Consider the following 22,790-nt stretch of genomic DNA (forward strand, 5'->3'; position numbering starts at 1 on the left):
ACCGGGTTTTTACCGAATCTGCCGGTTATAACGAAGTATTGTCGTAAAAAACCCGGTTTCTGCGGCCCCATGCTTAAGTCTGAATTAACTCTTAATTTGCAAAGCTCTCCCGCGCCAAGTCCATCCCCAACCAGTTTCGGTTTTGATGGCGGAACCGATCGCAATTGCCGCAATTAAGACTCCTCCCAAACCTCCCAACCACCAGTATTTCGTCGGACAGTCGGAAATTTCGGCACCCAAACGGCGTAAAGTGTAATGCTGCCAAATTACGATCGCAGATAAACCAATAGTTAACAAAGTAATCGGCAAATGGTAATTAGTAATTGCTAATTGGTGATTGGTAATTATGTTGGCGATTTCGCCGTTAGCCAGTAAAATACCTAATGCCAACCACGGCATCGGATAAAGAAATAACATAATTGCGGCCATGTAAATCATCATTCCCCACCTGCGCTTAGCGCCGAGATACAGATTCTTTGTCCAGCCTTCCCACAATGCGCTCCAAGACCGATACATCCGCACGGATGCCAAAGTTGAACCCGAATAAAGTGCGAGCTTTAAACCTGCACGTTTGATGCGTCTAGCTAATTCCACATCTTCCACAATTTCGCCTGCAACTGCTTCGTGTCCGCCGATTTTTTCGTAAGCCGATCGCCTAAACAGCATAAATGGGCCACCCGCAAAAGCACTATCTGTTTTTGAGGAATCATTAACCGCCGTAAAATCGAAGCAAACTGCTAGGTGATTGAACATTAACGGCTGCACTAACCATTCGGCAAAACACTCGCAAACCAGCGCTGGCATACAGGTAAACAAGTCTATTTTGCCATTTTCTGCTGTTGCAATCGCCGTTTCGATCGCCCCCGGTTTCAGCCGCACGTCGGCATCGATAAATAATAGAAATTCTCCGGTTACTTCCTGAACAGCTTGGGCGCAGGCCCAGTTTTTGCCCGCCCAATATTGGTTGGCCGGTCGCGCCTGACCTGCTAATATTTTGAGGCGGGGGTCGTTGAACTGTTGTTGTAGAGTTTGGGCGATCGCCTTGGTGTCGTCTGTCGATCGATCGTCTACAATCAAAACCTCTAGGTTGTCCACAGACAGGGCTGTACTCTCCAAAATGGCGATCGCGCAATCCCGAATATTCTCAGCTTCGTTGTAGGCTGGTACGATTACCGAAACTTTGGGGAAGTCCCCCGCCGACGGAAATAACTGCTGATCCCTACTGCTGTCGGTGCGAGGCGCATTTTTGACGCTGAGGCGCAAATTCTTAGTGTAAGCTCTACTTACAATCAGAGAAAAAATTACCAGGGTTAACAATATCAAAGCGAACTGACCTCAAAATTTCGGTGCACAATTTGTCTCCTTAAATTTTAAAAAATATTAAAACAAAAAGCTAGTCGATCGCCCAAAAAGTTATTTCGGCCGCCTCCTTTGCTATAATTTGTGAGCATCTTTCGGCTCTACCGCAGCAAGGGGCAAGACCCCTCACCCAGTCAGCGACCGAAAAGCCGAGGATAGATATCAGTTAAGAGAGGATATTGCAATGGGCGAATTTCTGACAGTCGATGTGTTTGCGAATACGATAGCGGTAGTCGGCGCTTTGGGTTTTTTCTTTTTGGGCTATCAAGCTTTGCAGATGTTGAAAAAATAAAGTATGCCAGAAGTTGAAGGAAGAAGGAAGAAGGAAGAAGGAAGAAGGAAGAGGGAAGAAGGAAGAAGGAAGAGGGAAGAAGGAAAGAAAAAACAATTCCCAATTCCCAATTCCCAATTCCCCATGCCCAATGCCCAATGCCCAATGCCCAGGAGCAACTAAGTTATTATCATGGTGAGCCAACTTTTAGATGGACGCTATCAAATCCTTGAAGTCATAGAAACAGGAGAATTTGGACAAACCTATCTGGCGAAAGATATTCGTCGCCCCGGTGAACCGCAGTGCTTTGTCAAGCACCTGCGTCCCGGTAGCAGCGAACCGAAATTAATTAATACTACGCGCCGTCTTTTCCAAAAAGAAGCAGAAGTTCTAGAAAAGCTCGGTCAACACGACCAAATTCCTCAGCTATTTGCTTATTTTGAAGAAAATGAAGAATTTTTCTTAGTTGAATCCTTTGTTGCCGGTCACTCGCTATCCACCGAGATTGTACCGGGCAAACCTGTTACCGAAGAAAAAATTATTCCTTTGCTGAAGGAACTATTAGAAATTTTAGTGTTTGTACACGGACAGGGCGTAATTCATCGAGATATTAAACCAGCAAATTTAATCCGCCGCTATGCGGACAACAAGTTAGTTTTGATCGACTTTGGCTCGGTGAAAGAGATTCACATCGCTCAAAGACAAGCGCCGGTAACTGTGCGGATTGGTACGCTGGAATATATGCCGATCGAGCAATTTCAATATAATCCACAACTCAACAGCGATATCTACGCCTTGGGAATGATTGGCATTCAAGCCATGACGGGTTTGCCGGCTTACGATTTGCCCAAACTGCGGGATTTGAAAAATTCTAATCGAGGCGAAATTGTTTGGCGCCATTTAACCACCTGCTCCCAAGCGCTGTCCGATGTTTTGGACAATATGGTGCGCTACGATTTTCGGGAGCGCTACCAGTCGGCGGCGGAGGCTTTGGCAGATTTGCGGAAAATTGGCGATCGATCGCGCGCACGGATACCCAAACTCACAATCTATCGCGAAGAAGTCGATCGGCGCAGCAGCAATCGCGGTGACATTACAGTCGTCGGTCGGAGAATATTAGAAGAATTGCGCGTCAGTTTGGAATTGCAACCTGAAGAAGCAGAGGCGATGGAAGATGAAGTATTGAACCCCTATCGTAAATACAGGGAAAAAGGCGAACGCTACGAACAATCTCTGCAAGAAGCCATGCAGCAAGAATATCCCTTTTCTGTGGAAACTCGCGAGGAATTAAAACGCTTGCAGCAAGTTTTAGGACTTACCGACGAAGATGCCACGAGAATCGAAGAATTAGTCGTTCCTAAATCTTTATTCGGTAAATTGTATAAGGCGATCGCCATAGTTTTGGAGGGACACCGCAACCCCAATCCGCCACTAGCCAGCAGCGCTGTTCCACTCGGCGTGCAGGCAACTCCGGCGGTATCCCCGGAGGTAAATTTGAACGGAAAAGGGGATTTGTCGTTAGCGCAGCCCGCCCCTACGGGGGCTACGCCAACGGAGAGGATCGCCAGCCCCAGCACCAGCAGCGCAGCAATTGTCCCCAAAGAACCTCGCAAATTCAATCCTTATATCGCCGGAGCAACCATTGCAGCACTCTTAACTGCGATCGGTGGAATTTACGGATACCTCAAATGGCAAGAAAGACAGCAGCTAGTGCAGCAAGAAGCCCAACAATTCAATCGAATCGATGCTTTTTATCAAGAAAGCAATTATGAAGGCTGCATCAGCCAAATACCAACAATTGCCAACACTTCCAGCGCCTATACGTCCGCTCAAAACTTACAAGAAAAGTGCCAAGCAGGTCTCCACTGGAAAAACGCCAAAGTCAAAAACTTCGCTCAGCATTCAGATGCAGTTGGGGCTGTTGCTTTCAGTCCAGACGGCTTAATGTTAGCCAGCGGTTCCAAAGACAAAACCATCCAAATTTGGGATTTAGCCACAGGCAAATCGATCCGCACTTTCCCCGGAGATTCCTCCACCATTTGGTCGGTTGCTTTCGACGCAAAGGGTACGAAACTGGCGACAGGAACAGGTTTTTGGAGAGTCATGTTGTGGGATTTGAAAACAGGGCAAGTTACTCGCAGTCTCGATCACACTGCATCTGTTTGGTCTGTCGCTCTCAGCCCCGACGGACAGCTCGTTGCTAGCGGCAGCGGAGACAAAACCACCAAGATTTCGGATGCAGCAACTGGCAATTTGATTTACAATTTACCAGACCATACAGATTTTGTTTATTCTGTTGCTTTCACTCCCGATGGCAAAAGTTTGGTTAGCGGTTCTAAGGATAAAAAAATTACAATTGTTGATGTAGCAACGGGGAGGTTGATCAAAACTCTGGAGGGACACGGCGACGCGGTGAGGTCGGTTGCTGTGAGTCCAGACGGCAAGACAATTGTTAGCGGTTCCTACGATGAAAGCATTAAAATTTGGAATCTCGAAAGTGGAGATTTAATTCGTTCGATTAAGGGACATTCTGATGATATTGTCTCAGTTGCTATCAGCCCGGATGGGAAATTTATTGCTAGCGGGAGCAAGGATAAAACTATTAAAGTTTGGGACTTTGAAACCGGAGAATTGCTGAATACTTTGACGGGACATACCGATGAGGTTTATGTAGTGACTTTTAGTCCCGATGGCAAAACTATTGCTAGCGGTTCTAAAGACAATACTATTAAGTTGTGGCTCAGATAATCGGAAGGAAGAGGGAAGAAGGAAGAAGGAAGAAGGAAGAGGGGATCATCTCCTTCTACTCGTTACCAGGCTCCGGCCTGGTAACGCAGATCCGGAGGCTCTGCCTGCATTTTTTCAAGGGAGGCAGAGCCTCTAGATCTCAGTTCCCAGGCTGGAGCCTGGGAACCAGTTAAACAGATAATTGCGCTAGCGCTGCTACGGATCGCCTCTCATTTAATTGCAGTAATTAAGCTCATTTTCTAAGAATTTGGGAAAGTGCCAAGCATGGGTGCAATACCAGGCTCAAGAAACTGGGTTTTTTCACCGAGATTAAGGATTTTTGCTAATATTTTAGTTGAAAAACCCGGTTTCTGGGTATTCATGGGTACAGAACTAAATTACCAATTACGCAAAATACCAGCGTACCGCACTGTTTCTGAGAAAGGCTATGCAAGCCACACAATTAAGTCATGGACAAAAAAATTAGATTTTAGCTCAAACTCCTAGTAAAGGCTGTGGAGTTAATCTAAAATCTAAAATCTAAAATCTAAAATCGATTGACTTTAGCTTAAACTCCCAGTAAAGGCTGTGGAGTTAATCTAAAGTCTCAACTCTAAAATCTAAAATATAAAATCAAAAAGCTAACATCGATTGACCGCTGAGTTCGTAAACGATGGCACCCAAAGACGCCAAACTAGCTAAAATCAGCATCCCAGCCGGCATAAACTTGCGAGTTTTGACCAACCGTACAATAAAGACTACTACTAAAACAGCGGAGATGGCTGCTGCTAATGTTAAACCCCAAGTTTGTCCCATGAGTTGTGCGCTGCCGGCAAAAATTAGCAGCGAACCGCTAATCAGGCCGGAAATGAGCGAGGCTTGGCTTTTGGCTTTGATGTAACCCATGATGCCACCAATTAGTGTCAAAACGCCGTAGCCGATCGCCGCTGCTATACCTAAATTCATTTTTAATGCCCCAAATTTCACAAGTGCATCTAAATTTATACAGCGATAGCTGCGATTGCGGTCACAAATTGTTAGAAAATTTATTAAACCCAGTCAGAGTATCTAACTGTTATACAATTGCCCTTATGTCAGCCTTAACTTCTGGTGCGATCGCCCAAATCCGTTACCTCCAACGCCAAGCAGCATCCCTGCTGCTGTATCAATCAGTCCTCACAAGCCCCCCAGCTCAAGCCTTTCTCGACTTGCTGCAAGCTCTCCACCACAGCGAAGTCAGCGCTTTAGACTGTCAGGTGGCTTACGGCAAATGGTTCAAAGTTCAGGCCGCTCAAAATCTGAGTTGGAAAGATTCTCTGATTTGGGAAATTCTCAAAGACGAAAATCCATTTTCTCGCAAGGCTCAACAAACAGATTTTGCGAGTTTGCCACCAGCTTTGGTGGAGGCCGCCAGACATGATTTACAAGTGCTGCAAAATATTTACGAATGCAGCAGCGAACAGTTGAGCAAGTGGGTGCGAGTAGCGGGTCAACTTGACGTAGTGCCTCCGATTTGGCATTCCGAAACTGTAGCAGAACCGGGCGATAAACCCCTGCACGGACAACTGGAAAAATGGTCTGGTGCTGCGGAATCTTTGGCAGAATATTACCGAAAGTTTGGTACTGGTTTGTTTGCCGAATATCGCGCTTTTAGCTGGCGCTCCGGGCAGTTGGCGAGTATTTCGCATCCCGATCGCATAAATTTGAAAGAGTTGGTTTGCTGCGATTGGCAGCGCGATGCTCTGGTGAAAAATACGGAGTTTTTGCTGGCTGGTTATCCGGCTTTGCACGTTTTGCTGTACGGGAGTCGCGGTTCGGGTAAGTCTTCTTTGGTGAAGTCGCTGTTAAATGAATTTGGCGATCGCAATCTGCGCTTGATTGAAGTATCTAAATCTGACTTGCAAGATTTGCCACTAATTGTGGAGAAGTTGCGGGAAGTTCCTCAAAAGTTTATTATTTTTGTCGATGACCTTTCCTTTGAAGAAGATGATGATGCTTTTAAATCCTTGAAAGTGGTTTTGGAAGGCAATGTCACCGCCCGGCCTCAAAATGTTGTAGTTTACGCCACATCTAACCGCAGGCATTTAATTCGAGAGTTTTTTGATGATAGGCCTCGCCCCAGCGACGGAGACGAAGTTCACGCTTGGGATACTGTGCAGGAAAAACTCTCATTTAGCGATCGGTTTGGCTTGACTTTAACTTTTGAACCTGCGGATCAAAACACTTATTTAACAATTGTCCGACATTTGGCAGAACTGGCTGGGATCAAGCTCGCTGTTGAGGATTTGGAGCACCGCGCTAAGGAATGGGCAACTCGTCGCAATGGGCGATCTGGAAGGACTGCGCGGCAGTTTGTTGATTTCCTAAAAGCAGATTTAGCTTTGTTTGACAAGTAGATTGTCTGCGCTGGGAGAGCTGGTTTTACCAGAAAGAATTGGTTTAAAGCCTCTCCCTTTTATGGAGAAATTAAAATCAGACGATTCATTACTGCAATCCTCTTTCTTCCAGGTCAACTGTCAACTGTCAACTGTCAACTGTCAACTGAACGGAGATATCGCAAGGTAATTCAGGCTCTGAATCAACCCACCCTTGCAGCGCCGAAGGGCAAAATAAAAATTCTTAATTTTTTCATAATTTTATTGATAATAAATAACTCAGCAGATTTGATATAATTGTCGAAATTCCCAGCCAAGGAAACATCTAAAGCCAGAGCCCATCGGGACTCCATGAATCGACTACTAAATAATGAGGAAAGTATCATGGGTTTATTTGATAAAGTATCGCAGACTCGCCAACAAACTGATGTCACGTTAGGGCCTGCCGAAGCATTTGCGGCGATCGCGCTAATTGCCGTAGCAGCCGATGGTTACATCAACGACAGCGAAAGTAAAGCGATTAGTATGACGCTATCTCGGATGCAATTGTTCCGCAGCTATCCAGATGATGTGATGCGAAAAATGCTCGATCGGCTGCTGATGATCCTGCAACGACAAGGAGTTCAGGTACTGTTTGATGCGGCTTTGGCAACGCTTCCAGACGAACTTAAAGAAACAGTTTTTGCTGTGACAACTGATATCGCTTTAGCAGATGGCGAAGTCTCAGAAGAAGAAGAACAACTTTTGAATGATCTTTACTGTGCATTGGATCTTTCCGAAGAAGTTGCCCTCAAGATTATAGACGTGATGTTGATAAAAAACAAAGGTTAAGAAAGCAGGGGAAGCGGAAGGAGTGAGGAGGGCGAGTTTGAGAATATAAAAAATTAGCCGCTGCTTAGTTAGCCGATCGCTGCTGCAAAAGTGCTGGTTTACCGATATGATGGTTGGTAAAATTCAGCTTTAATTTGCGATCGCCCGCTACTACCTCAAATGCCTTTCACTTACACCCGCACTGTGCGCTTTCAAGATACCGATGCTGCTGGAGTCGTTTACTTTGCTAACGTTTTGGCGATGTGCCACGAAGCTTACGAGGCATCTCTAGCAGCATCGGGCATCAATCTCAAAGAATTTTTTAGCAATCCCCAGGCAGCTTTGCCCGTAATTCATGCTACTGTAGATTTTTATCGCCCTATGTTTGCGGGCGATCGGCTGATAATTCAACTAACGCCCAAACAAGTTGCTGGCGATGAATTTGAAATTGCCTATCAAGTATTTTCTGGGGAAATTGCAGGAAGAAGCGCGGCTAAAGCTCTTACTAAGCACGTCTGCATTGATGCAGTGACGCGAACTAGAAAACAGCTATCTGAAGACTTAATGCAGTGGATGAGGCAATTTGAGAGTTGAGATTTTAGATAACTTCAATATTTAAATAATAGCAGGGAATCACAGTCAAATTTCAGTTTTGTTGATAATTAATTCTAATTTTTTGATATTAAGTAAATCCAGGTAATTAAACGTAAAATACAGATAACTCAAAAACCAGATCTCTAAGAAGCATTCTTCCTTCTTCCTTCTTCCTTCTTCCTTCTTCCTTCTTCCTTCTTCCTTCTTCCTTCCTTCTTCCTTCTTCCTTCTTCCTTCTTCCTTCCTTCTTCCTTCTTCCTTCTTCCTTCTACTTATGACAAATCGCAATTATGCTATCGTCGGCACGGGAGCTTTAGGCGGATTCTACGGTGCTCGACTGCAAAAAGCAGGTTTAGAAGTTAATTTTTTGCTACGCACCGATTACGATCGCGTCAAAAAACACGGTTTGACGATCGAGTCTCCCGAAGGTGACTTCACCCTCCCACAAGTCCGCGCCTACCGTGACGCGGACAAAATGCCTCAGTGCGACGTAGTAATTCTCGCACTGAAAACCACGCAAAATCACTTATTGCCCAAACTTTTACCTACTTTATTAAAGGATAACGGCGTTGTTTTAGTTTTGCAAAACGGACTGAATGCGGAACCACAAATTGCTCAAATTGTCGGTGCAGAACGAGTGATTGGCGGGCTGTGTTTTCTGTGTTCTTATAAAGTTAGCCCCGGTCATATCTGCCACATAGATTACGGTACTATTACCTTGGGTGAATATGCCCAAGACTACAAAGCCATCGGTATTACTGACAGATTGCGCCAAATTGCTGAGGATTTTCAACTGGCTGAGATTCCCATAGAGATGAGCGAAGATTTACTGTTGTCAAGGTGGAAAAAGCTAGTTTGGAATATTCCTTATAACGGGCTGTCTGTGATTTTGAATGCGAGAACTGACGAACTGATGGCTAATCCTGATACTTTGATTTTGGTTGAGGAAATTATGGCGGAAGTGATAGCGGCGGCTAAAAGTTGCGATCGCATTATTCCCGATAATTTTATCCCAAATATGCTGGAATATACTCACAAAATGAAGCCTTACCGCACCAGCATGAAAATCGATTACGATGAATCGCGGCCGCTGGAAGTAGAGGCGATTTTTGGCAATCCGATAAGGGTAGCCCAAAAAGCAGGTGTTAAGTTGCCACAAATAGAGGTACTTTACCGAATGTTGAAGTTTGTGGACGTTCAAAGGCAAGAAGCAGAAAGGACGAGAAGGCTGTTAGGTGTGGAATAATAGATACAGGTTTGTAGTGAGGACTTTAGTCCTTTGATTTATGCGGACTAAAGTCCTCACTACGAACCATTTTGATTGCAATTTCTTGCAATTGTTCTCGATTGACTTTCCCTTGAGCATTCCGGGGCAATTCTTCGACGACAACCCAATTTTTCGGCTGCTTAAACTTGCTCAACTTATCTTCGATTGCTGCTTGCAAATTTTTGAAAGTAACTTCGGAATTAGCGGGAACATAAATCGCCGTAACGACTTGACCCCAATCTTTGTCAGCTAAGCCAATTACAGCAACATCCGCAACTAAATTAGTATTCTTAATGGCGGCTTCGACTTGTGCCGGAAATACGTTTTCTCCGCCGGTGATAATTTTGTCGCTGCTGCGTCCGACAATATTTAAACAGTTATTGTGATCGATAAATCCCAAATCGTCTAATTGAAAACATGACTTATCTCCAAATTTTTCAGGATAATAACCCAAAGCTAAAGATTTAGAATTAACTGCAATATTTCCAATTTGATTCGAGCACAAAATCTCACCCTTGGGACTGCGAATTGTTATTTTTGCGTGGGGTAAAGCTTGACCAGAAGTGTTGTTTCCCGCGAGAAAATCTTCGGGTTTGAGTGTGGCAATCTGTGAAGCAGTTTCTGTCATGCCGTAACAGGGAGCTAGTTTGATTTGATAGTTTCTAGCTGTTGCTAAAAGTTCGGGCCAAGGGGGAGCACCGCCCAAAAGTACGGCACGAAACCGGGACAGCCAATTAGCTGTATCTGGGTTTTGCAGCAGCCGTTGCAGTTGAGTTGGAACTAAGGAAATGAAAAATTCTTCTGGTTCGATATCGGATTTTTCGCTAGATTCTAATGTTTTGAACGGCTGGATTACCAGTTGGCCAACCGTCGTAAACGATCGCATAAATTGCATGAAACCGCTGACGTGGTATAAGGGCAAAACGCAGAATGAGTTGATTTTGTCAAGTTGAAAATATTCTTGAAAACCTTGGACTGATGCGGTGAGTGTTTCCCAAGTGTGGATGGCAAAACGGATTTTTCCCGATGAACCGCCGGTGGGAATCATGATTTGATCTAATTCATCAATTTCGGGTGAATTGAATTCGCGGTTATACAAAGGAAGAGAGGGGAATATTTTTTTAAACTCAGCAGTTTGTCCGAAAATTAAGTCTGGTTGGACTAAATCAAAGACTTGTTCCCATTCTTGTTTTACCCAGTTGGGATTGCAGAGGAAAATCTGACATTTGGCGGCACGGGCGCTGATGAAGCTGGCAAGAAATTGCAGGGGTTCTGATTCTGCGATGCAAATTTTGGGGGGTATTTTTTGGGCGGGATTTTTGGTGATTTGTTGAAATTGCCGATCGACTATTCGGGCAAATTCGCGGCTGTCACAACCGATAAGCCAATTATCGGGCAATTCAAAGGGTAGATTCAGACTATTTACTGTGATTTGTTTTGCCATAGATGCTTTAACCAGGTGTCTTGATTGTCGTCGAACCAGCTATCGGTACCGAAGCCTAGGGCTCTATTATTTAGAGACAATTCTGTTGCTAAATTTAAGGCTGCTTGTCTGCCGATTTTGGTTTCAAATACTGATGAGAAAACTGCGTCTATATTGTGAGTTTGACAAAATTTTCGGAGTTGGGATGGAGAACCGCCGATCGCAGGTTTGATGACAAAAATTCCCCGCCAACCTTGGCTGTAGCATTCTTGGATGCGATCGAGGTTGGCTGCGGATTCGTCTAGGGCGAGATCCGTTGCATAAATAGCATTCAATTCTACCATTTCCTGAAACTGGGCGATCGGCAGTGGCTGTTCCAAAAATTCAATATCTGTCGCCAAGTCGGGAGTTGCTGTCACGCGATCGCAAGCTTCCAGCCATTTTTGGGCCTCGGAATAGGTGAGTCCCCCATTAGCATCTAGGCGTAAAAGTGCTGTTTGGCGATCGCACAAATCGTGCATTGATGCAATTAGCTGCTGAAAAATCGTTAATTCTTGTTCAATTGCAGCAACGCCAATCTTCCATTTAAACGTGCGATGTCCCTCCAACCAAAGCATTGGTAAAACCTGCAAAGCCGTTTCACCAGCAGGCAATAAACCGCTGTACAGACTATTTTTATCCTCGTTCCCAGGCTTTGTCGATTGGTGACAGCTTAAGACAGAACCCACAATAAATGTAGTTTTCAGCCCAAGTCTAGATCCCCCTAAATCCCCCTTAATAAGGGGGACTTTGAGAATATTTCTTGTCCCCCCCTTATTAAGGGGGGTTAGGGGGGATCTAGAGTTTGATAGTGCTGACTCAAAGCCAAATTGACAAGCTGGCAATTCACTGGAAATAGCAAAAATCATCTCTGATGAAATATTAGCAGGTAACTGCTGACAAAATTCTAAAGCTTGCTCAAAAGTTTCGGAACCAAACCAACTTAAAGGGGCAATTTCTCCCCAACCAATACGACCATTTTCGTCAACAAGTCGCAGGATAATTCCTGATCGAATATCCCAAATTCCGTGACTTGTTAGCAGCGGGCGCTTAAATTTTCGCTGATAGGTGCGAAACTCGAATTTATATAGCATTTACTTTTTTGTTAATCGCTAAAACCGCAGCAACCGGGGTTTTACTTAATTTGTCGGTTATGACGAAGGATTTTCGTAAAAAAACTCGGTTTCTGACTGCCCGTTAATCATAAAATTGTCTCACAACTTCCACAAACTTATCAATGTTTTCAAAATGGATATTGTGACCAGCGTTTGGTATAATGTTGAGACTAGCGGCCGGACATAAGCTGGCAATTTCTGCATTAATACTTTGAAATTTACGATCATCTTCTCCCACTAGCAAGAGAATGGGGATTTGATTTTGTGTTAGTTTTTCCCAAAGAGATGCTTGGTTGCCGGTTCCCAGGTTGCGGAGTGATTTGGCTAATTCTAAGGGATTGTTTGCTAAGCGGCTTTCGATTAGTTGGTCGAATTTGGGAGATTTTTTTAAGGATTTGAATAAAGGGCGATCGTACCAGTTTAAGATAAAATCTTTAATGTTGCTATTTTCGAGCTTTTGTGCTGTTTGTGAATCGGCTTGTCGTCTGTGCGATCGCTCTTTTTCACTTTTTAATCCCGGAGAAGCTGACTCTAACACGACTTTCTCGAATCTTTCAGGAAAATGTAATGTCATGTACAGCGCCAATCGCCCGCCCATTGAATAGCCCAACAACAAACATTTGTCTATTTCTAAATCATCTAATAAGTCTATCAAAGCTTGGGCTGTGTTAGACATATTGTAGCAACTTTCGTCGCCGCTAACTCTGGTTTGTCCGTGGCCGGGAAGGTCAACAGCGAGACAGCAATATTTTTTAGATAGTAAGGAAATGACGCTGCTAAAGTCTTGATTGTTGCCCGTAAATCCGTGCAATAATAGAATTATTGGCTGATTATTTTTGCCAGTTAAAGTATAGTGAAATTGATAATTTTTAGATTTTTCCATATTTACTGAAATCTAATTTCCGCATCGCCAACAGATATGACTGCTTGAAAACGAGTGAGAAAATCCATACCAAGAAGACCATTTATACGAATATTTGGTGGTAGATTATGGGCAACTATCTCAAAATCTTCTATTAGTTGACCCACACAATTAAACCAAGATACATTAATCACAGGAGCATAAATTATATTCCTTGACCTGTAACTAATTCTTGTCTGCGTAAAGGATTGCCAGTATCATAACCCAAATTTTGTAACACTTGAACTGGCAATATTGTGAAGCTAGAGCCCGTATCTACCAATAAACGCACCCGCAGAAAATTGCCCCTTTCTCTACTGCCAATAGTTGCTTGCACGGCAAGCAAATTTTGCCCATAACGCAATAAACGGTAGGCTTTCTGATAATTTGGCATTTTCGTCATAACATCACTGCTAGGTTTTCAGGTATCAGTCCAGTATATTCTATGGCTACAGATTTTCCATTCCTTAATGAAAGCTTACTATAAATTTCATCGCGTTCTGCTGCATGGGCTAAAACTTCACCTCGAATCACACTTAATTCTTCATCTAATTCAGGATTAACGATGAGTACCCACTCATCAGGATACAGACTAAAAATTTCTTCTAGGGTTAGGATTGGGCTAATTTCTACTGTGCTCATGATTGGCTTCTCCCTGTTGGTGATTCAAGATCAAACTGTTTGTAGTAAGGATTTTAGTCCTGATTGACTAAAATATTAGAAACAGGACTTTAGTCCTCACTACGAACCGTACTTTTATTTTACCGAAATTTTCGATAATCGCCCAAACTACAACACAAACCCCAGCGCCAGCAGCAAACCGCTGGAAAAATGCAGCGCGAGTGCGATAAACTTAGAGTTGCTGACCTTTGCGGGTTGGTCGTGATAGTCTGTGACATGGCGACAAAGGTCGATCGCAAAAAACAAACTCCCAAAAATCAACAGCGTCCAAATTGGGAACATTCGCAACGCCACAAACAGTACAGTCAAAGCATAAATGCTGCCGCACAACCACTGCAACAACAGCGCACCTTTTTTCGTCCCGATTCGGACAATCGGCGATTTTTTGCCGGCAGCCAAATCATCCTCAACTTGATGAAAGTGAGAACAAAATAAGATGATACTCGTAGTAATTCCCACGATTGCCGAAGCCGCAAAATTAGTAGCAGACCAAGTTTGAGTTTGACTGTAATAAGCAGCAGCTAAAGCTAGGGGCCCGAAAGTAAAAAAGCAGATGATTTCGCCTAAACCCTGATAGCCCAAACGAAACGGAGGCCCTTGATAGGTGTAGCCGAGGGCGCAGCACAAAACTACTAGCAAAATTACTGTTGGGTCTTTTTGCCACCAGGAAATAGCGCAGATTCCCGACACTCCGACGGCTAAAAATAAATTGGCTATCCAGAAAACTAAAGCTTTATTTCCGGTTAAGTTAACTACGGAATGCGCTTTGTTTTTATCGATGCCTGTTTCCGAGTCAAATACATCATTGCTGAGATTCAGCCATGCTATAATCAAAATGGCTGACATTAAAAATGTCGAAAAGATTGACGAATTAATCGTTTTAGTTTCGGCAAAAGCTATGGCAGTTCCTACTGAAATGGGAATCACGGCAACGCTGTACATGGGTGGCTTGATTGCCGCCAGCCACAATTTACTATTTGAACGCTCAATTAACTTTGTTGTCATTACACAAACTTGATTCAATTGATAGCAGCTTGGTAATTTTACAATTTAATTGGTAAAGAATGTCTGCTCTGTCTTCGGTTGAGTGCGCCTCCGGCATCCGCTGACAGCCTTTGCGGACTCTGGCACGCCCGGTAATGCCCGTCTACTAACCTCTGCGGGGCCGACGCCTTTTGCCGAAACTCGCCCTCTCAATCTTAAAGTTTTATGTCTAAATGTTTCGCTCGATCGCGGGATCGTCTTTTTTTTGCCCGCAGCGCGCCCAAACTGTCGGGAAACTCGAAAGGTCATGTTTTGCGATCGCCCGGAGCGTGGTTAGATCGAAATAGGGTTTCTAGCGGGACAAAACCGCACTCTTTCTGACAAATCTGCTATTCTCGATTTCATGACAGTAATACCGCACCGCGCTAATCTTTTGCAAGACCGCAATCAACTGCATCAGTTTCTGTTAGATTGCCAGCAGTCTTTAACCGAAAAAGATCAAACAAAAATAGTTAGTATTTCTCAGGAAATTTCCCCCGTCGATCCGCTAGTGGTACTGCAAGAAATTGCCGCACCCGATGACAGACACTTTTATTTTGAAAAAAGAGACCCCATTGCAGGCAACAGTTTTGCGATTGCCGCCCTAGATTCGGCCATCCATGTCACAGTAGCGGGAAGCGATCGATTTGCCCTCGCTCAAAATTTCATTCAATCATGCCTTACCCAAACAATTACCATCGGTACGGAACGCTTGCCATTTAGCGGGCCGCACTTTTTTTGTAGCTTTGCTTTTTTTGATGAGAATATCGCCAGCAATTCTTACTTTCCCCCCGGCATCATATTTCTACCAAAATGGCAGATTACTCGCCTAAAAGATAGCTGTACAATTGTCGCAAATACCATCATCAACCGAGATATAAATGTTAAATTTATTACTGAAAATATTTTTCAAAAAGTTGACAAAATAGCCTCTCTGAATTACATAAAAATAAGAAATCCTGGCAACAGATCGATATTTTTAAAACAAATACCTGTGAATGATGCGGCTCAATTCAAAACATCGGTAAAGTCAGCTTTAGAATTAATTGAGTCTAAATATTTCAGTAAACTTGTTTTGTCCCAAGCAATAAATGTTATTTCAAAAACCCCTTTTAGCTTAATAGATTCTTTAAATAACTTGCGCCTCACTTATCCAGGTTGCTACGTATTTTCTACCAGTAACGGCAAAGGTAAAAATTTTATCGGTGCTAGTCCAGAACGCTTAATTAGCATTCAAAACAATCAGTTAGTAACAGATGCCTTAGCTGGTTCCGCGCCGAGGGGCAAAACTCAGGCGGAAGATGGGAATTTAGGGAAAGGTTTGCTGAACAGTGAAAAGGATATTCGAGAACATCAAGTTGTGATTGATTTTATAGTCGATCGCCTGTCGAGTCTCGGCATCAATCCCGACTTTTCCCCGCTACCGAGACTGTTGCAACTGTCAAATATTCAGCATTTGTGGACACCGATCAGGGCGAGAATTCCGCCTGATATTCATTTATTAAAGATTTTATCCCAACTGCATCCAACGCCAGCGGTGGCCGGCGTACCGAGGGATATTGCCCTACAGCAAATTCGAGCCTGCGAAAGCTACGATCGCTCTTTGTATGCAGCAGCGCTGGGCTGGATCGATCGCAGCGGCAACGGTGAATTTGCCGTCGGCATTCGATCGGCATTAATCGACGGATCTAGCGCTATACTCTATGCTGGCGCTGGTATCGTCGCTGGTTCAGAACCTGAGAAAGAACTAGCAGAAATTCAGCTAAAATTGCAGGCACTTTTAAATGCTTTAGTTTAGGAATATATCATAAAAATACCATCGATCGCCAAAACCACAAAATGCTTGACTTTCGGAACACAAACACCCTCTGGGCTTCCATAATAGCCGAGACTTTGCAGCGACTGGGATTAACAACAGCCGTAATTTGTCCCGGTTCGCGATCGGCACCGCTAACAATAGCCTTCGCCCAAAATAATCAAATAGAAACTATTCCCATACTAGACGAGCGATCGGCAAGTTTTTTTGCATTAGGAATCGCCAAAAAATCCGGTGTGCCAACCGCACTAATTTGTACCTCTGGAACCGCCGCCGCCAACTTTTTTCCGGCGATCATAGAAGCAAGAGAAAGTCGAATTCCGCTGCTAATTTTCACAGCAGACAGACCTCCAGAACTCCGCGACTGTCACGCCGGACAAGCCATAGATCAAGTTAAAATATACGGAAATTATCCCAACTGGCAAGCCGAATTAGCAATCCCTTCAGCAGAATTAGGGATGCTAGGCTATCTGCGACAGACGATCGTGTATGCGATCGAGCGATCGCAATTTCCGACACCAGGCCCAGTCCACCTCAACATCCCCCTGCGCGATCCGCTGGTGCCCGTTCCAGATATTGCTGTAGAAGCTTTAGAAACACAATTTAATCCCGAAGAATTCTTTGCCGGATTAGAACCGATTGTTGTAGCAGAAACTTCTACCCCCCCCAGCCCCCCCTTGCTAAGGGGGGGAGTAGGAAGTGCAGGAGAAACCTCTACCCCCCCCAGCCCCCCCTTGCTAAGGGGGGGAGAAAGAAGTGCATTGAGACAATGGCAGGAATCCGAGAAAGGGATAATTATTGCAGGGGTAGCCCAGCCTCAAGATGCAGAAAAGTATTGTAGTGCGATCGCCCAAATTTCCCAACTATTAAACTGGCCAGTTTTAGCAGAAGGATTATCGCCCCTAAGAAACCGCGCCCAACTCAACCCCCATCTAATTTCCACCTACGATCTAATCCTGCGAAACCGCGAACTAGCAGAAAAATTAAGACCAGAAATCGCCATTCAAATCGGAGACTTACCCACAAGCAAAGAACTCCGAAACTGGCTAGACAAAACCCAACCAAAACGCTACATAATCGATCCGGGCCACCACAACTTAGATCCACTCCACGGCAAAACAATTCACCTACGAACCTCCATAGAAAATCTCGCAACTAAATTAACTCTTGCCCCCCCCCTTAACAAGGCGGGTTTAACTCTTGTCCCCCCCCTTAACAAGGCGGGTTTAACTCTTGTCTCCCCCCTTAGCAAGGGGGGGCTAGGGGGGGTTCTTACCTCAGCCACAAACGAATATCTGCAACATTGGAACAACGCCGAAACCAAAGTCAGACAAGCAATCGACCAGAAAATGTCATCAATTAACAGCATAATAGAACCAAAAGTTTCTTGGCTGCTTTCCCAAATATTGCCCCCAGCAACACCAATATTTATTGCTAACAGTATGCCGGTGCGAGATGTCGAATTTTTCTGGAAGCCGAACAACTTAGAAATAAAACCTTTTGTCAATCGTGGCGCTAACGGCATCGACGGCACACTTTCAACAGCTTTAGGAGTGGCCCACCGCAATCAAAGCAGCATCTTGCTAACAGGCGATTTAACACTTTTGCACGATACAAACGGCTTTTTAATTAAAAATAAATTTGTCGGTCATCTGACAATTGTTTTAATTAATAACAACGGCGGCGGAATTTTTGAAATGTTGCCCGTTGCCAAATTTGACCCGCCCTTTGAAGAGTTTTTTGCCACGCCGCAGGATATCAACTTTGCTCAGTTGTGTGCAACTTACGGCGTGGAACATGAGATAATCGACGATTGGGAGCAGTTAAAACAAAAATTTTTGGCGCAGCCAAATAGCGCTATCCGGGTCTTAGAATTGCTAACAAATAGGCGTACAGATGCTAAATGGCGGCAAGACAATCTCGGTAAATTTGCTGCGGACTAAGATCAGCCGCCGACTGGAAGTCGGGGCTACACATACGAAGTCCGCCTCCGCGGACTGAAAGAAAATTGTACAAGATCAGCCGCCGACTGGAAGTCGGGGCTACACATACGAAGTCCGCCTCCGCGGACTGAAAGAAAATAAAGAAAAGCGTACAAGGAGTATTTAAACTGCTGGTTGAGCTAGCAGCGCATCTAATTGTCCATCTCTATCAAGTTTGTAAATGTCATCGCAGCCGCCGACGTGTTCGTTGTTAATAAAGGTTTGGGGCACGCTGCGCTTTCCGTTAGCGCGTAGGGCCATTGCATTTCTGGCTGCTTCATCGCCGTCAATTTTGTATTCCGTGTAATTTACGCCTTTCCACCACAGCAAGGTTTTTGCCCGGATGCAGTACGGACAGGTTTGCCAAGTGTAAATTTCAACATTGGCTTTGATGCGATCGGGCGATCGGCCCAAAATGGGATTGAGAAAATCAAGCATTTTTGGTACTGGGGTAAAAATTAAACTGATTGAGGGATTAAATCATTTTAGCGAAAGGCGATCGGGAGCGCGTCCTACCAAAGGTTAGGCTGCTATGGAATTGCCCGCCGCATCTTTGGCGCTGTGATTCGCGTCACACATTCACTCAACTCGGATCACTTACGTACACCCTAAATAATCACCTTCGGAACCTCATTAATATCACTGATCTTTTCGGGAAACCGGGGGATTATGAATATATCGAATTCAACCGCACTGCCATGAACCGCTTACAACTCCTCCCCGGCGCTATCTCTGAAATCATCGCTTCTGTCAGCGACACGGGCGTTTTAACTTTAGCCGATCGCTACGGTTTGATGGCCGCTACCTTGGACGAGTCGCTAAATGACGAAGATAGAGGCTGTGTCAACCGCCTGCTGCGGGCAGTGCTCAGAGGCCGGGTAAGAATGGTGAACGAACTTTCAGCAGCAATGTAAGGTGAGTCAGCGGTAGCTAAAGATGGCGAAATTGATTGGCAGTCGATCGCCCGCCGGAGTCCCTGAGACTTGATATAACGGCAATTTGAATTCGATTTAAAGTTTTCTCCTACAACTAAACAACGGTTTTTTTCGATGTGCAGCCTGTAACGGGCTGCTTTTTTTTGGGCTGACACAGGGGTTGTCAGAAACCGGGTTTTTTACCAAAATACTGGATTTAAACCCTTAATCTCGGTAAAAACCCGGTTTCTTGAGTCCCCGTGCGTTTTTCGGGAAACGGCTAATCGGGGATGTCGATGTCGTACTGGCGGCAGAGGGCGATCAGTTTTTGTTGAAAGCGATCGCGCACGCTGTCTGGAGAGACAATCCTGCAATCTTCCCAATAAGGAGAGATTTCGCGAAAAAACCAGAAAGTATTTGAGATATTCCGAATCACTCGCCTGATAGGTGGATCGCCTTCGGGTTCGCCGACTTCCTCATCTTCTGGCTTGCGCCTGTAGTTAAAGGCAAGTCTGCCGGATAGATGAAATTCTACGGGAATCCGGGCTAAATCTGGCAGCCAAGGTCGATCGACCGAAATCACCGCAGCATCTTCAATGCGATGGAGGAGTAGCGTCCAATTGTGTTCGAGTCCGGGTACGTCTTGATTTCCCTCAGATTCTTCGCAGCGACACATTAAATATTGTCGCTTTTCAATGGGGACAATGCGGGCGTGCAAGATGGTGTAATGCCAAAGGCGATCGCTGGCATCCCGGTAAGACAGGCGAAAAGGTTGCTGTCTGTGAATAAAATGGTCGATTTTTTGCCGCCAAACAGGTAAGGGGTTGCTCAAAAATCGATCGATTTCAGCCCGGAAAGGGAGAGTGAGTTCGCTGCGATCGCTCAATAATTGGGCAATTTCCAGCGCTTCATCAATTTTGCCCAAGTCAAGCAATTGCTGTCGGGCGATGTCTAGGGCTTGGATGCGGGTTTGCGGCCAGTCGTCGTTGGGGGCGATCGTCAGTTGGCGGCGGGCGATCGCTTCTATCAGTTTGGATATGTTCGGGCGATCGCCCCACGTCTTCCCGAATTCTTCGGCCAAAGCTTCCAACTCAGCTTTATCTCGTTCAGAAACCGACAGGGTGATCGATTGACCTTTGCGACTCATAAGTATACGGACACTTTATCTTGCTACAGGGTTGATTATCTCTATTGTGGGTGTCAATATAGGGAATATCCACTTTCTACGGACACAAATTCAGCATATGTCCGATTACCAAATTACCCTCAAATCCGTTTACTCCTGTCCCGCTGCGGAGATTCCCCAGGGAGTCAAATTACCCGAAGGTTGGACACTTTCTTGGCATCAACTCGAAACTTTGAAAGCAATTCGCGATCCGAATATTGATGTCATAATCAATACGGCGATAACGGGTGATGGTAAAAGTTTAGCCGCAGCTTTAGAAACATTGCAGACATTTTGTTGTGCAATCTGGCTGTATCCTACCAATGAACTGGCGCGAGATCAAGAAACTCAATTTAAGCACTATATCGAACAATTCCAGCCCCAACATCAACCCCGCGTTGTGCGAATTAGCGGCTCGGAATTAGAGATATATGCAGAAAATGAAGGATTGAGAAAAGCAGCCGCGATCGCATCTCGCACAGGTCAATCAGAGATTGTATTAACAAACCCCGATATCTTGCACCATTTGCACCGAGGAGCCTATTTAAGCTCTAAAGATAGTCCCGATAAACTGTGGGGTCGCATCGACAAGGATTTTGACCTATTCATTTTTGATGAATTTCATGTTTTGGCGGCTCCTCAGATTGGCAGCGTCACCAATACCATGTTATTAATTCGTCATACCAACCGCCGGAAAAAGTTTGTATTTTTGTCAGCAACTCCAGACGAGGAATTAATTAAGAGACTAGAAACAGCAGGGTTTCGCTGTAAAAATATCGCTCCCTTAAAAGCAGGAAAATATCGGTTTCCCGATCGCCCTACTGAAATCGAACAGTTGAAATCCGACGGCTGGCGGCAGATATTGAGAGAAAGTACGCTGACTTTTGTTTCCCTAGAACCAACTTCAAAAGCTTCTGAAACTTGGCTGAAAGACAGTGCAAATCTCATCCTGAGTCACTTTAAAAAAAATCCGGGGAGTAAAGGAGCTATTATCTTGAATTCAATTGCTGCCGTCAAGCGGCTAACACCATTTTTTCGGGAATTGTTCCAGCCTCACGGTTTAGTTGTTGGCGAAAATACCGGGTTATCAGGACAGACAGAAAAAGAGCGATCGCTCTCGTCAGACTTAGTTCTCGGTACCAGCACAATTGATGTCGGGGTAGATTTCAAAATCAATTTGCTAATTTTTGAATCTGCCGATGGGGGCAACTTCATCCAAAGATTAGGAAGGTTAGGGCGACACGATGGCTCGGATCGCAATGGAGAGTTTATTCAGTTTAACAATTTCACAGCCCTAGCACTCATCCCTAATTTCTTAGTTGAACGCTTGTTTGCGGGTGACAATCCCATTTTAGAATCAAACGGGATTTATGACCGTCCTTTTTTCTATCAACAAATTCGCGATCAGTACCGCCAAATCAACAATTTTGAGGGATATTACTCGCGATGGGGTGCGGTGCAGTCAGTTCAAATTTGTTGGGAATTAGGCCACAAGACAATTAAACAGCAGTACGCAGACAGTCAGAAGGCTTTTCAGGAATCTTGTCAAAAAGTATTTAAAACTAGCTTCAAAAAAGTGGCAGGTGATATTAAACGGTGGGGCAGAGAGTGGCAAGAGCGATCGGGAAATAAGACAGGAAATCCGATAGTTGAGGATGCTAGCAGTTTTCGAGGTTCTAGTCCCCTGCAATGCGGCATCTACGATTTAACCGATTCCCATGAGGCAGACAAATTTAAAACTTACGATTTACCAGGAATTTTGAGCAACTTGGAAATCGAACCGATGACGGAAGCTGCATTTATGCGAATGTTGAACGAGACATCGGAACGCATTGGGCAACCAATTGCTAAAGGTCGATTTAAACACTGTCTTGCTTTTTTGAAGTTGCGTAGTTATCGGGAGGAAAGACTGAATTGGAAATTTACTTATTCTGAAAATTTAGAGCAAAATGCTTCTGTTTGGAAGGTTCAGGTTTTAACGGGGATTGAGGTTTTGCAACCTGAGAATTATTGGATCGGGGAAATCAACAAGCGTTTGAAAAAGCAAGCATTGGTTTGTTATGTGCTGCGCTATCCGGTGGCTGAAGTGCGATCGCGCCTGCGACTCCCGATGCACTTTCAGATTTATCCAATTTGCGATCGGTACAGTTTCCACGATACGACTGCACCTTACTCTATAGCGTTTGGACAGTCGGCGCTGTTGGTGGACACGCTGGCCCACTGGCTCAAGAGCAAGGGGGATGAAATATGGATTGCGTAGAAGGTCAAGCCCTAATAGGGGTTTTGCATTGTACAGAAGTCAATGCTGGGAAAGCATCCAACAACCTC

Annotated in this window: 21 protein-coding genes; 10 read left to right on the forward strand and 11 right to left on the reverse strand. The window is 44.7% G+C overall.

Annotated features, from left to right (window positions below; all coding sequences use genetic code 11):
• Positions 1-84: 84 nt before the first annotated feature.
• A complete protein-coding gene (locus tag QUB66_RS14065) occupies positions 85-1,323 on the reverse strand; it encodes a glycosyltransferase (protein WP_332969079.1) in 1,239 nt (412 codons plus the stop codon).
• Positions 1,324-1,654: 331 nt separating this feature from the next.
• Here QUB66_RS14065 and QUB66_RS14070 point away from each other — a divergent pair, with 331 nt between their 5' ends.
• Together QUB66_RS14070 and QUB66_RS14075 are read left to right on the forward strand one after the other, a co-directional pair.
• A complete protein-coding gene (locus tag QUB66_RS14070; protein ID WP_265236716.1) occupies positions 1,655-1,813 on the forward strand; it encodes a hypothetical protein in 159 nt (52 codons plus the stop codon).
• 9 nt (positions 1,814-1,822) lie between these two features.
• On the forward strand, positions 1,823-4,378 hold the full coding sequence (locus QUB66_RS14075) for a protein kinase domain-containing protein (RefSeq protein WP_265236714.1): 2,556 nt from the start codon (positions 1,823-1,825) through the stop codon (positions 4,376-4,378).
• Between the two features lie 612 nt (positions 4,379-4,990).
• Here the strand turns inward: QUB66_RS14075 and QUB66_RS14080 are convergent.
• On the reverse strand, positions 4,991-5,323 hold the full coding sequence (locus QUB66_RS14080; protein WP_332969081.1) for a TMEM14 family protein: 333 nt from the start codon (positions 5,321-5,323) through the stop codon (positions 4,991-4,993).
• Between the two features lie 125 nt (positions 5,324-5,448).
• Between QUB66_RS14080 and QUB66_RS14085 the strand changes: the two genes are divergently transcribed.
• The 3 genes from QUB66_RS14085 (at position 5,449) to QUB66_RS14095 (ending at position 8,136) form a co-directional block, all read left to right on the forward strand.
• Positions 5,449-6,753, forward strand: a complete 1,305-nt coding sequence (locus tag QUB66_RS14085) for an ATP-binding protein (protein WP_332969082.1) — start codon at positions 5,449-5,451, stop codon at positions 6,751-6,753.
• A gap of 363 nt (positions 6,754-7,116) precedes the next feature.
• Positions 7,117-7,563, forward strand: coding sequence for a tellurite resistance TerB family protein (locus tag QUB66_RS14090; protein WP_265236748.1), 447 nt, complete (start codon positions 7,117-7,119; stop codon positions 7,561-7,563).
• A 159-nt stretch (positions 7,564-7,722) separates the two neighbouring features.
• Positions 7,723-8,136, forward strand: a complete 414-nt coding sequence (locus QUB66_RS14095) for an acyl-CoA thioesterase (RefSeq protein WP_332969083.1) — start codon at positions 7,723-7,725, stop codon at positions 8,134-8,136.
• Positions 8,137-8,181: 45 nt separating this feature from the next.
• On the opposite strand, the gene QUB66_RS14100 is transcribed toward QUB66_RS14095, so the two are convergent.
• A complete protein-coding gene (locus QUB66_RS14100) occupies positions 8,182-8,424 on the reverse strand; it encodes a hypothetical protein (protein ID WP_332969085.1) in 243 nt (80 codons plus the stop codon).
• Here QUB66_RS14100 and QUB66_RS14105 point away from each other — a divergent pair.
• The gene (locus tag QUB66_RS14105) at positions 8,411-9,382 is read left to right on the forward strand and encodes a putative 2-dehydropantoate 2-reductase (RefSeq protein WP_332969086.1); all 972 of its coding nucleotides are present in this window, start codon (positions 8,411-8,413) and stop codon (positions 9,380-9,382) included. The genes QUB66_RS14100 and QUB66_RS14105 overlap by 14 nt on opposite strands.
• A gap of 25 nt (positions 9,383-9,407) precedes the next feature.
• On the opposite strand, the gene QUB66_RS14110 is transcribed toward QUB66_RS14105, so the two are convergent.
• The 6 genes from QUB66_RS14110 to menA form a co-directional block, all read right to left on the reverse strand.
• Positions 9,408-10,847, reverse strand: coding sequence for a 2-succinylbenzoate--CoA ligase (locus tag QUB66_RS14110; RefSeq protein ID WP_332969088.1), 1,440 nt, complete (start codon positions 10,845-10,847; stop codon positions 9,408-9,410).
• On the reverse strand, positions 10,826-11,959 hold the full coding sequence (locus QUB66_RS14115) for an o-succinylbenzoate synthase (RefSeq protein ID WP_332969089.1): 1,134 nt from the start codon (positions 11,957-11,959) through the stop codon (positions 10,826-10,828). Before QUB66_RS14115 ends, QUB66_RS14110 begins: the two co-directional genes overlap by 22 nt.
• A 103-nt stretch (positions 11,960-12,062) precedes the next feature.
• Positions 12,063-12,863 (reverse strand): 2-succinyl-6-hydroxy-2,4-cyclohexadiene-1-carboxylate synthase, encoded by an 801-nt coding sequence (gene menH, locus QUB66_RS14120; protein WP_332969091.1) that lies wholly within the window; start codon positions 12,861-12,863, stop codon positions 12,063-12,065.
• A gap of 184 nt (positions 12,864-13,047) precedes the next feature.
• Positions 13,048-13,284 carry a hypothetical protein gene (locus QUB66_RS14125; protein WP_332969092.1) on the reverse strand — a complete coding sequence of 79 codons (237 nt, stop codon included), beginning with the start codon at positions 13,282-13,284 and terminating at the stop codon, positions 13,048-13,050.
• The gene (locus QUB66_RS14130) at positions 13,281-13,523 is read right to left on the reverse strand and encodes a hypothetical protein (protein ID WP_332969094.1); all 243 of its coding nucleotides are present in this window, start codon (positions 13,521-13,523) and stop codon (positions 13,281-13,283) included. The genes QUB66_RS14125 and QUB66_RS14130 overlap by 4 nt, the downstream gene beginning before the upstream one ends.
• 147 nt (positions 13,524-13,670) lie before the next feature.
• Complete coding sequence (gene menA, locus QUB66_RS14135) at positions 13,671-14,567, reverse strand: 2-carboxy-1,4-naphthoquinone phytyltransferase (protein ID WP_332969096.1); 897 nt, start codon at positions 14,565-14,567, stop codon at positions 13,671-13,673.
• A 382-nt stretch (positions 14,568-14,949) separates the two neighbouring features.
• Here menA and QUB66_RS14140 point away from each other — a divergent pair, with 382 nt between their 5' ends.
• Both QUB66_RS14140 and menD read left to right on the forward strand, forming a co-directional pair.
• Positions 14,950-16,383, forward strand: a complete 1,434-nt coding sequence (locus QUB66_RS14140; protein WP_332969097.1) for an isochorismate synthase — start codon at positions 14,950-14,952, stop codon at positions 16,381-16,383.
• A 41-nt stretch (positions 16,384-16,424) separates the two neighbouring features.
• Complete coding sequence (menD, locus tag QUB66_RS14145; RefSeq protein ID WP_332969099.1) at positions 16,425-18,344, forward strand: 2-succinyl-5-enolpyruvyl-6-hydroxy-3-cyclohexene-1-carboxylic-acid synthase; 1,920 nt, start codon at positions 16,425-16,427, stop codon at positions 18,342-18,344.
• Positions 18,345-18,506: 162 nt separating this feature from the next.
• Here the strand turns inward: menD and grxC are convergent, their stop codons facing one another.
• Complete coding sequence (grxC, locus tag QUB66_RS14150; protein ID WP_332969101.1) at positions 18,507-18,821, reverse strand: glutaredoxin 3; 315 nt, start codon at positions 18,819-18,821, stop codon at positions 18,507-18,509.
• Between the two features lie 260 nt (positions 18,822-19,081).
• Between grxC and QUB66_RS14155 the strand changes: the two genes are divergently transcribed.
• Positions 19,082-19,297, forward strand: coding sequence for a hypothetical protein (locus QUB66_RS14155; protein ID WP_332969103.1), 216 nt, complete (start codon positions 19,082-19,084; stop codon positions 19,295-19,297).
• A gap of 280 nt (positions 19,298-19,577) precedes the next feature.
• Here QUB66_RS14155 and QUB66_RS14160 read toward each other — a convergent pair whose 3' ends face one another.
• Positions 19,578-20,444: a WYL domain-containing protein gene (locus QUB66_RS14160; RefSeq protein ID WP_332969105.1), complete on the reverse strand. Its 867-nt coding sequence runs from the start codon at positions 20,442-20,444 to the stop codon at positions 19,578-19,580.
• A 97-nt stretch (positions 20,445-20,541) separates the two neighbouring features.
• Between QUB66_RS14160 and cas3 the strand changes: the two genes are divergently transcribed.
• Positions 20,542-22,722 carry a type I-D CRISPR-associated helicase Cas3' gene (cas3, locus tag QUB66_RS14165; RefSeq protein ID WP_332969106.1) on the forward strand — a complete coding sequence of 727 codons (2,181 nt, stop codon included), beginning with the start codon at positions 20,542-20,544 and terminating at the stop codon, positions 22,720-22,722.
• The last annotated feature ends 68 nt before the right edge of the window (positions 22,723-22,790 follow it).

The organism is Microcoleus sp. A2-C3 (genome assembly GCF_036706065.1).
GTDB lineage: Bacteria > Cyanobacteriota > Cyanobacteriia > Cyanobacteriales > Microcoleaceae > Microcoleus.

Excerpts from the sequence above, each read along its gene's own strand:
- QUB66_RS14155 (WP_332969103.1), top strand. The coding sequence starts at position 19,082 with ATGAACCGCTTACAACTCCTCCCCGGCGCTATCTCTGAAATCATCGCT.
- QUB66_RS14095 (WP_332969083.1), top strand. The coding sequence starts at position 7,723 with ATGCCTTTCACTTACACCCGCACTGTGCGCTTTCAAGATACCGATGCT.
- grxC (WP_332969101.1), bottom strand. The coding sequence starts at position 18,821 with ATGCTTGATTTTCTCAATCCCATTTTGGGCCGATCGCCCGATCGCATC.
- QUB66_RS14080 (WP_332969081.1), bottom strand. The coding sequence starts at position 5,323 with ATGAATTTAGGTATAGCAGCGGCGATCGGCTACGGCGTTTTGACACTA.
- menD (WP_332969099.1), top strand. The coding sequence starts at position 16,425 with ATGCTTGACTTTCGGAACACAAACACCCTCTGGGCTTCCATAATAGCC.
- menH (WP_332969091.1), bottom strand. The coding sequence starts at position 12,863 with ATGGAAAAATCTAAAAATTATCAATTTCACTATACTTTAACTGGCAAA.
- cas3 (WP_332969106.1), top strand. The coding sequence starts at position 20,542 with ATGTCCGATTACCAAATTACCCTCAAATCCGTTTACTCCTGTCCCGCT.
- QUB66_RS14085 (WP_332969082.1), top strand. The coding sequence starts at position 5,449 with ATGTCAGCCTTAACTTCTGGTGCGATCGCCCAAATCCGTTACCTCCAA.
- QUB66_RS14070 (WP_265236716.1), top strand. The coding sequence starts at position 1,655 with ATGCCAGAAGTTGAAGGAAGAAGGAAGAAGGAAGAAGGAAGAAGGAAG.
- QUB66_RS14075 (WP_265236714.1), top strand. The coding sequence starts at position 1,823 with ATGGTGAGCCAACTTTTAGATGGACGCTATCAAATCCTTGAAGTCATA.
- QUB66_RS14140 (WP_332969097.1), top strand. The coding sequence starts at position 14,950 with ATGACAGTAATACCGCACCGCGCTAATCTTTTGCAAGACCGCAATCAA.
- QUB66_RS14115 (WP_332969089.1), bottom strand. The coding sequence starts at position 11,959 with ATGCTATATAAATTCGAGTTTCGCACCTATCAGCGAAAATTTAAGCGC.
- QUB66_RS14160 (WP_332969105.1), bottom strand. The coding sequence starts at position 20,444 with ATGAGTCGCAAAGGTCAATCGATCACCCTGTCGGTTTCTGAACGAGAT.
- QUB66_RS14125 (WP_332969092.1), bottom strand. The coding sequence starts at position 13,284 with ATGACGAAAATGCCAAATTATCAGAAAGCCTACCGTTTATTGCGTTAT.
- QUB66_RS14110 (WP_332969088.1), bottom strand. The coding sequence starts at position 10,847 with ATGGCAAAACAAATCACAGTAAATAGTCTGAATCTACCCTTTGAATTG.
- menA (WP_332969096.1), bottom strand. The coding sequence starts at position 14,567 with ATGACAACAAAGTTAATTGAGCGTTCAAATAGTAAATTGTGGCTGGCG.
- QUB66_RS14090 (WP_265236748.1), top strand. The coding sequence starts at position 7,117 with ATGGGTTTATTTGATAAAGTATCGCAGACTCGCCAACAAACTGATGTC.
- QUB66_RS14105 (WP_332969086.1), top strand. The coding sequence starts at position 8,411 with ATGACAAATCGCAATTATGCTATCGTCGGCACGGGAGCTTTAGGCGGA.
- QUB66_RS14130 (WP_332969094.1), bottom strand. The coding sequence starts at position 13,523 with ATGAGCACAGTAGAAATTAGCCCAATCCTAACCCTAGAAGAAATTTTT.